This is a genomic window from Massilia sp. CT11-108 (assembly GCF_047302915.1).
Taxonomy (GTDB): Bacteria; Pseudomonadota; Gammaproteobacteria; order Burkholderiales; family Burkholderiaceae_D; genus Telluria; species Telluria orientalis.
The window spans coordinates 1-7,087 of the sequence record NZ_JBKYMO010000299.1 but is presented as its reverse complement, the minus strand read 5'-3'; the positions used below and the strand labels follow the sequence as shown (position 1 = coordinate 7,087).

Here is a 7,087-nt window from a genome sequence, read left to right as displayed (position 1 = left end):
GATCCACTGCAGCGGCGCGCCCGCGCCGGCCGCGCCGCTGCAGTGGATCCGCGCCGCGCAGGGCCAGGAAACGCGGCTGATCGCCATCGACGAAGTCATTTACTTCCAGAGCAACGACAAGTACACGAGCGTGTTCGTGGCCGACGGCGAGCACCTGATCCGCACGCCGATGCGCCAGCTGCGCGACCAGCTCGACCCGCAGCAGTTCTGGCAGATCCACCGCGGCGTGATCGTCGCGGCGCGCCACGTGGCCGGCACGCGCACCGACTTCCGCGGCCGGCTGCTGGTGAAACTGAAGGGCCGCGACGAACAACTGGTCGTCAGCCGCAACTACGCCGACCTGTTCCGCCAGATGTAAATCCCGCATTACGAAAAGGCCTTTCACGATCTGCTTCGCCTTTGCGAAAAGGTCGTGCATAATAGCGGCTGTCCTATGTCTTATATAAGACTTAGTCGTAAGGCAACATACGACGTTTGTGGCCGCCGGATCGATGTTTGACGGAGTATGATCCTCGATCTGTTCACCACCATTGGCGCGTGGCCCGGACAGCCGATGTTTTTTTAGTATTAGAACTCCAAACCCTCCCGCACATCGAGGAACCAGCGTATGAGCAGTGATCAGACCATCATCTATACCCTAACCGACGAGGCGCCCCTGCTGGCCACCCACGCCTTCCTGCCCGTCGTCGAGACGTTTGCCAAACCCGCCGGCATCCGCATCGAAGAGAGCGACATCTCCGTCGCGGCGCGTATCCTCGCGGTCTTCGCCGACCGCCTGTCGCCGGACCAGCGCGTGCCGGACACGCTGTCGGAACTCGGCAAGAAGACGCTGCAACCGGACGCCAACATCATCAAGCTGCCGAACATCTCGGCATCGGTGGGCCAGCTGCAGGCAGCCATCAAGGAACTGCAGGGCAAGGGCTACAACCTCCCGGACTACCCGGCCGATCCGAAGACGGACGAAGAAAAAGAGATCAAGGCCCGCTACGGCAAGTGCATCGGCTCGTCCGTGAACCCGGTCCTGCGCGAAGGTAACTCGGACCGCCGCGCGCCGAAGGCCGTCAAGGAATACGCCCGCAAGAACCCGCACTCGATGGGCGAATGGTCGCAGGCATCGCGCACGCACGTGTCGCACATGACCCACGGCGACTTCTACCACGGCGAAAAGTCGATGACGCTCGACCGCGCGCGCGACGTCAAGATGGAACTGATCACCAGGAGCGGCGAGACCGTCGTGCTGAAACCGAAGGTCTCCCTGCTGGACGGCGAGATCATCGACTCGATGTTCATGAGCCGCAAGGCCCTGCTCGAGTTCTATGAACAGCAGATCGAAGACGCGCACAAGACCGGCGTGATGTTCTCGCTGCACGTGAAGGCGACCATGATGAAGGTCTCGCACCCGATCGTGTTCGGCCACGCGGTCCGCACCTTCTACAAGGAAGCCTTCGAGAAGCACGGCGAGACGCTGGCGGCACTGGGCGTGAACGTCAACAACGGCATGGCCGACCTGTACAACAAGATCGCCAAGCTGCCGGATTCGCAGCGCGAAGAAATCATCCGCGACATCCACGCCTGCCAGGAACACCGCCCGGCGCTGGCGATGGTCGACTCGGCCAAGGGCATCACCAACTTCCACTCGCCGAACGACGTGATCGTCGACGCATCGATGCCGGCAATGATCCGCGCCGGCGGCAAGATGTACGGCGCCGACGGCCGCCTGAAGGAAGTCAAGGCCGTGATCCCGGAATCGACGTTCGCCCGCATCTACCAGGAGATCATCAACTTCTGCAAATGGCATGGCGCCTTCGACCCGCGCACGATGGGCACCGTCCCGAACGTCGGCCTGATGGCCCAGCAGGCCGAGGAATACGGCTCGCACGACAAGACCTTCGAAGTGCAGGAAGACGGCGTCGCCAACATCACCGACCTGGCAACGGGCGAAGTGCTGCTGTCGCAGAACGTCGAGAAGGGCGACATCTGGCGCATGTGCCAGGTGAAGGACGCACCGATCCGCGACTGGGTCAAGCTGGCCGTCACCCGCGCCCGCAACTCGGGCATGCCGGCCGTGTTCTGGCTCGATCCGTACCGTCCGCACGAAAATGAACTGATCAAGAAGGTCAAGACGTACCTGAAGGATCACGACACGGAAGGCCTGGACATCCAGATCATGTCGCAGGTGCGTGCGATGCGCTTCACGCTGGAGCGTGCCTTCCGCGGCCTGGACACCATCTCGGTGACCGGCAACATCCTGCGCGACTACCTGACCGACCTGTTCCCGATCCTGGAACTGGGCACCAGCGCCAAGATGCTGTCGATCGTCCCGCTGATGGCCGGCGGCGGCATGTACGAGACGGGCGCCGGCGGTTCGGCACCGAAGCACGTGCAGCAGCTGACCGAGGAAAACCACCTGCGCTGGGACTCGCTGGGCGAATTCCTCGCGCTGGCCGTCAGCCTCGAAGACCTGGGCCTGAAGACCGGCAACGCGAAAGCCAAGCTGCTGGCCAAGACGCTGGACGCCGCCACCGGCAAGCTGCTGGACAACCGCAAGTCGCCGTCGCCGAAGACCGGTGAACTCGACAACCGCGGCAGCCAGTTCTACCTGTCGATGTTCTGGGCCCAGGAACTGGCCGCGCAAACGGAAGACGCCGAACTGGCCGCCTACTTCGCGCCGCTCGCCAAGCAACTGGCCGAGAACGAGCAGAAGATCGTCGCGGAACTGATCGAGATCCAGGGCAAGCCGGTCGACATCGGCGGCTACTACAAGCCGGACAATGCCAAGGTCAAGGCCGTGATGCGTCCGAGCGCCACGTTCAACAAGGCACTGGAAAGCGTCGGCGCCTGATAGCGTTCCGCTCTCGGTAGTCCTTTCGAAAACCCCGGCTCCGCTTCATGCGGGCCGGGGTTTTGTTTTTTCCGGGTTTTTAATTGGTCAAGCCAATTTCTGTTCTGGTCTAAAAATATTTAAACTGGCCCGACCAATTTAGATGTCCCCGTGCTAACATTTCCCGACCTGGCGGACCGCATCCGGCCAGGCGCCTCCATGGCTTATTGGCAATCAATCGGGAATAACAATGAAAACGACGACTACAATCTTGGAGACCCTGGTCCTGGCAGCCCTTGCCAGCGGCCAGGCACAGGCAGCACCGCTTTCCCTGCAAGACGCCCGCATCACCGCCACCTACAACGGCAGCGCGGCCGACGTCCTCGGACTCGACCACCTGTTCGCCCAGGAACCCGGCAGCAACACCAGCACGCTCGACCCGACCGACAGCGGCGTCGAATTCCTCACGGCCGACTTCCTGTTCGGCTTCGATTTCGCCAAGGACGGCATGCTCACGATCTACGAGAACATGCCCGTCCCCGCCGGCGACTACAAGCTGACCTTCGACTTCGGCGCGACGCTTCCCGCCGCCATCGCGAGCTTCACGCTGCTGGACGGCGGCGCGGCCGACGGCGTGCCCGGTTTGAGTGTCGTCGACGGCCACACCATCGCCGTCGACCTGGGCGGGCTCGCGTGGCATGGCGACTACGGTTCGATCACGGCGCGGATCGGTGCCGCGGACGTCCCCGAACCCGCGGTTCCTGCCCTGCTGCTGGCCGGCGCCGCCGGTCTCGCATTCAGCCGCCGCCGCGCCTGAGCCACCGTCTGCCAAGGAGACATCCATGAGATACGCACGTATCGGGGCGGCGCTCGCGCTGGCCGCGCTCTGCCTTACCGTCAATGGCGCCACTGCCGCCACGGATCCGGCCCGCGCCACCGCGCCGCCCGACGGCTGGGCGAGCCAGGGCGGCGGCACCATCGCCGGCGCCAACGCCACCACCGACCAGATCTACACCGTGGCGAACCGCGCGCAGCTGCTCGCGGCCATCGCCAACGGCGGCACAACGCCCAAGATCATCAAGCTGTCCGGCCTCGTCGACATGACCGATGGGAAGCCGTACACGAGCACCGCCGACCAGTCGGCGCGCGGCGCGATCCGCCTCAAGAACAACACGACCCTGATCGGCGACGGCGCGAGTTCGGGCCTCGTCAACGGCCACATCATCCTGTCGAACGTCAGCCAGATCATCATCCGCAACCTCAAGATCCAGAACCCGTGCGACGTCGGCCCCGTGTGGGACCCGACGGACGGATCGACTGGCAACTGGAACGCGGCCTACGACGCGATCGGCATCTCCGGCTCGGACCATATCTGGATCGACCACAACTCGTTCACCGACGCGCCGGTCACGGACAACTTCCTGCCGATCGAGAACGGCCACGTGAAGCAGTGCCACGATGGCGCCGTCGACATCACCAACGCGTCCGACTACGTGACGGTGTCGTACAACGTGTTCGGTGAACACGACAAGAACAACCTGGTCGGCTCCAGTCCTACCGCCACGGCGGACGAAGGCAAGCTGCGCGTCACCTTCAGCAACAACGTGTTCCGCGCGATCCAGTCGCGCGCGCCGCGCGTGCGCTTCGGCCAGGTCCACCTCTTCAACAACTACTACGTGGGCAGCAAGACGGCCGACGTGTACAAGAACAGCTACAGCGTGGGCCCCGGCGCGAATGCGAAGATCCTGTCGAACGCGAACGTGTTCGAGATCGCGGGCGCGAGCGGCTGCGACAGCGTGGTGAGGAATCCGGGCGACGCCACGGCCGGCACCTTCAAGGACACCGGCTCGCTGCTGAACGGCGCGGCGCTGGGTGCATGCGCCGTGTCCAGCGCGACGACGTGGACGCCGCCTTACGCCTACACGCCGCGCCCGGCCGCCCTCGTGAAGGCGAACGCGCTGGCGCAGGCGGGCGGCGGCAAGCTGGCGACGGCAATCACCGGCACAGGTAAAACCACCGTCGACACGGGGCCCACGCTGAACTGCCCCGCCACCGGCCTGTACTTCTGCGACGATTTCCAGTCCGGCAGCACGGCCAGGTGGAATTTGCTGCCCTTATCGACTCCGACCTCCGGTCCGAACGGCACGTTCGGCGTGACGGAAGAAGCGGCGGGCAGCGCCAGCAAGGTGCTGCAGTACACGGCCGCGACGACGGGCGGCGTGCTCGCGCTCGTGAAGCCGGACGCGTTCGGCGGCGTACCATCGAACGACTATTACGTGGAAGCGCGCATCCGCCCGATGGCCAACGGCACGACCGGCAACAAGCAGCTGTACCTCGTCGCGCGCTACGTCGATGCGGCCAACTGGTATGGCGCGGGCCTGAACGTCCAGAACAGCACGACGAGCACCCAGGTCGAGATCGCGCGCATGCTGAACGGGACACTCAGCCGCCCGAAACAGGTCAAGATGCCGATCGCGATGGATGCCCAGTTCTACACGGTCCGCTTCGAAATGATCGGCACCACGCTCACCGTCTACCTGGACGGGAAAAACCTCGGCAGCGTGACCGACGCGTCGTTCGCGCAGCGCGGCCTGATCGGGCTGTACACGGCCAATAAATCGTTCCAGGTCGACGACGTGCGCGTGGGCGACCCGCGCCAGAAACCCGTGCAGCTGACGCTCGATCCGGCCGCGACGACTTACACGGCCGAAGCGGGCGACGCGCCTTTGAATGTCGCCGTCACCGCCGTCACGGCGGACGGCACGGCCGACAGTTTTACCGTCGCGTCCAGCAATCCGGCCGTGGTCAGCGCGAGCATGAACGGCAACACGGTCACCCTGACGCCGCTGTCCGCCGGCACCGCCAGCATCGTGTTCACGAGCGGCTCCGAACCGGGCCTCACGCGCACGATCGCGGCGACCATCGGCGCCCAATTCGTCCAGCCGACCCAGACGTATCCGCTGCAGGGCGCCAGCAGCCCGGCCGCGCAGGCGGGCGCCGTCAACGTCGACACGGTGTTGACACTGACGTTCGACAGCCCGCCCACGCTGGGCGCCAACGGCAGCATCCGCATCTTCCGCAAGGCCGACGATGCCCTGGTCGACGTGATCCGCACGAGCCGCGAAACGGATGCCCTCGGCTACCCCGGCCAGGCGCTCGTGCGGCGCGTGAACACGGCGCCGATCCGCATCGACGGCAACACGGTGCGCATCGCGCCGCACTCGGGCAAGCTCGCCTGGGGCACCGAATACTATGTCGCGATTGCCGACGGCGTGTTCACGAATACCACGCTGGGCGGCCTGCCGTTCGTCGGCATCGGCAAGCTCGGTGGCTGGTCGTTCACGACGAAGGCAGCGGCGCCGACCGCCAGCACGGTCACCGTCGACGACGACGGCAGCGCCGATTTCCGCACCGTGCAGGGCGCGCTGAACTACGCGATGCAGAACTTCGCGAAGACGGCGCCGGTGACGATCGCCGTGAAGAACGGCACCTACGACGAGCTGCTGTACCTGAACGGCAAGAACAACGTCACGCTGAAGGGAGAGAGCCGCGACGGCGTCGTGATCCGCTACACGAACAACGAGACGCTGAACCCGGGCACCGGGTCGAGCCAGTCGCCGACGGTGGCCGGTTCGCCGGCGGGCGGACGCGCCGTGATGCTGGTCGAGAACGCGGACATGCTGGTGCTCGACACGCTCACGATCGACAACACGACGCTCCGTTCGGCCTCGATCTCGGGCCAGGCGGAGACGCTGTACTTCAACAGCGACACGCGTCTCGTCGCGAAGCACGCGAACTTCACGAGCGAGCAGGACACGCTGAACCTGAAGGGCTGGGCGTGGTTCTACGACACCCTCGTCGCGGGCAACGTCGACTTCATCTGGGGCGGCAGCCACGCGGCCCTGTTCGAGAACAGCGAGATCCGCAGCGTGGGCGACAGCGCCAACGCATCGAGCGGCGGCTACGTGCTGCAGGCGCGCGTGCCCGTGGCGACGGACATCGGCTACGTCTTCCTGAACAGCGCGCTGACGCACGGCCCCGGTCCCGGCCCAAACCACGGCGACGTGCCGGCCGGCGCGACGTATCTGGCGCGCAGCCCCGGCACGACGAACACGTGGGACAACGTCGCGTTCGTGAACTGCCGGATGGATGCCCACGTGGCGCCGGCCGGCTGGGCGGGCCAGGGTGTCAATAACCAGCCGGCGCCGAATCCGGCCGTGGCGAGCGCGGACGCGGGCTGGCGCGCGTCGCGAAACGGTTCGCCAC

At 65.4% G+C, this 7,087-nt stretch carries 4 protein-coding genes; all 4 read left to right on the top strand.

Features of this window, described 5'->3' with window-relative positions:
- A partial coding sequence (locus ACEN88_RS20905; RefSeq protein ID WP_413342634.1) for a LytTR family DNA-binding domain-containing protein occupies positions 1 to 358 on the top strand: 358 nt, incomplete at its 5' end.
- A 249-nt stretch (positions 359 to 607) separates the two neighbouring features.
- Positions 608 to 2,842, top strand: coding sequence for an NADP-dependent isocitrate dehydrogenase (locus tag ACEN88_RS20900; protein ID WP_413342632.1), 2,235 nt, complete (start codon positions 608 to 610; stop codon positions 2,840 to 2,842).
- A gap of 250 nt (positions 2,843 to 3,092) precedes the next feature.
- Positions 3,093 to 3,638, top strand: coding sequence for a PEP-CTERM sorting domain-containing protein (locus tag ACEN88_RS20895; protein ID WP_413342630.1), 546 nt, complete (start codon positions 3,093 to 3,095; stop codon positions 3,636 to 3,638).
- Positions 3,639 to 3,663: 25 nt separating this feature from the next.
- A partial coding sequence (locus tag ACEN88_RS20890) for a pectinesterase family protein (RefSeq protein ID WP_413342628.1) occupies positions 3,664 to 7,087 on the top strand: 3,424 nt, incomplete at its 3' end.

Coding starts and splice junctions, on each gene's coding strand:
- ACEN88_RS20900 (WP_413342632.1), top strand. CDS start 608: ATGAGCAGTGATCAGACCATCATCTATACCCTAACCGACGAGGCGCCC.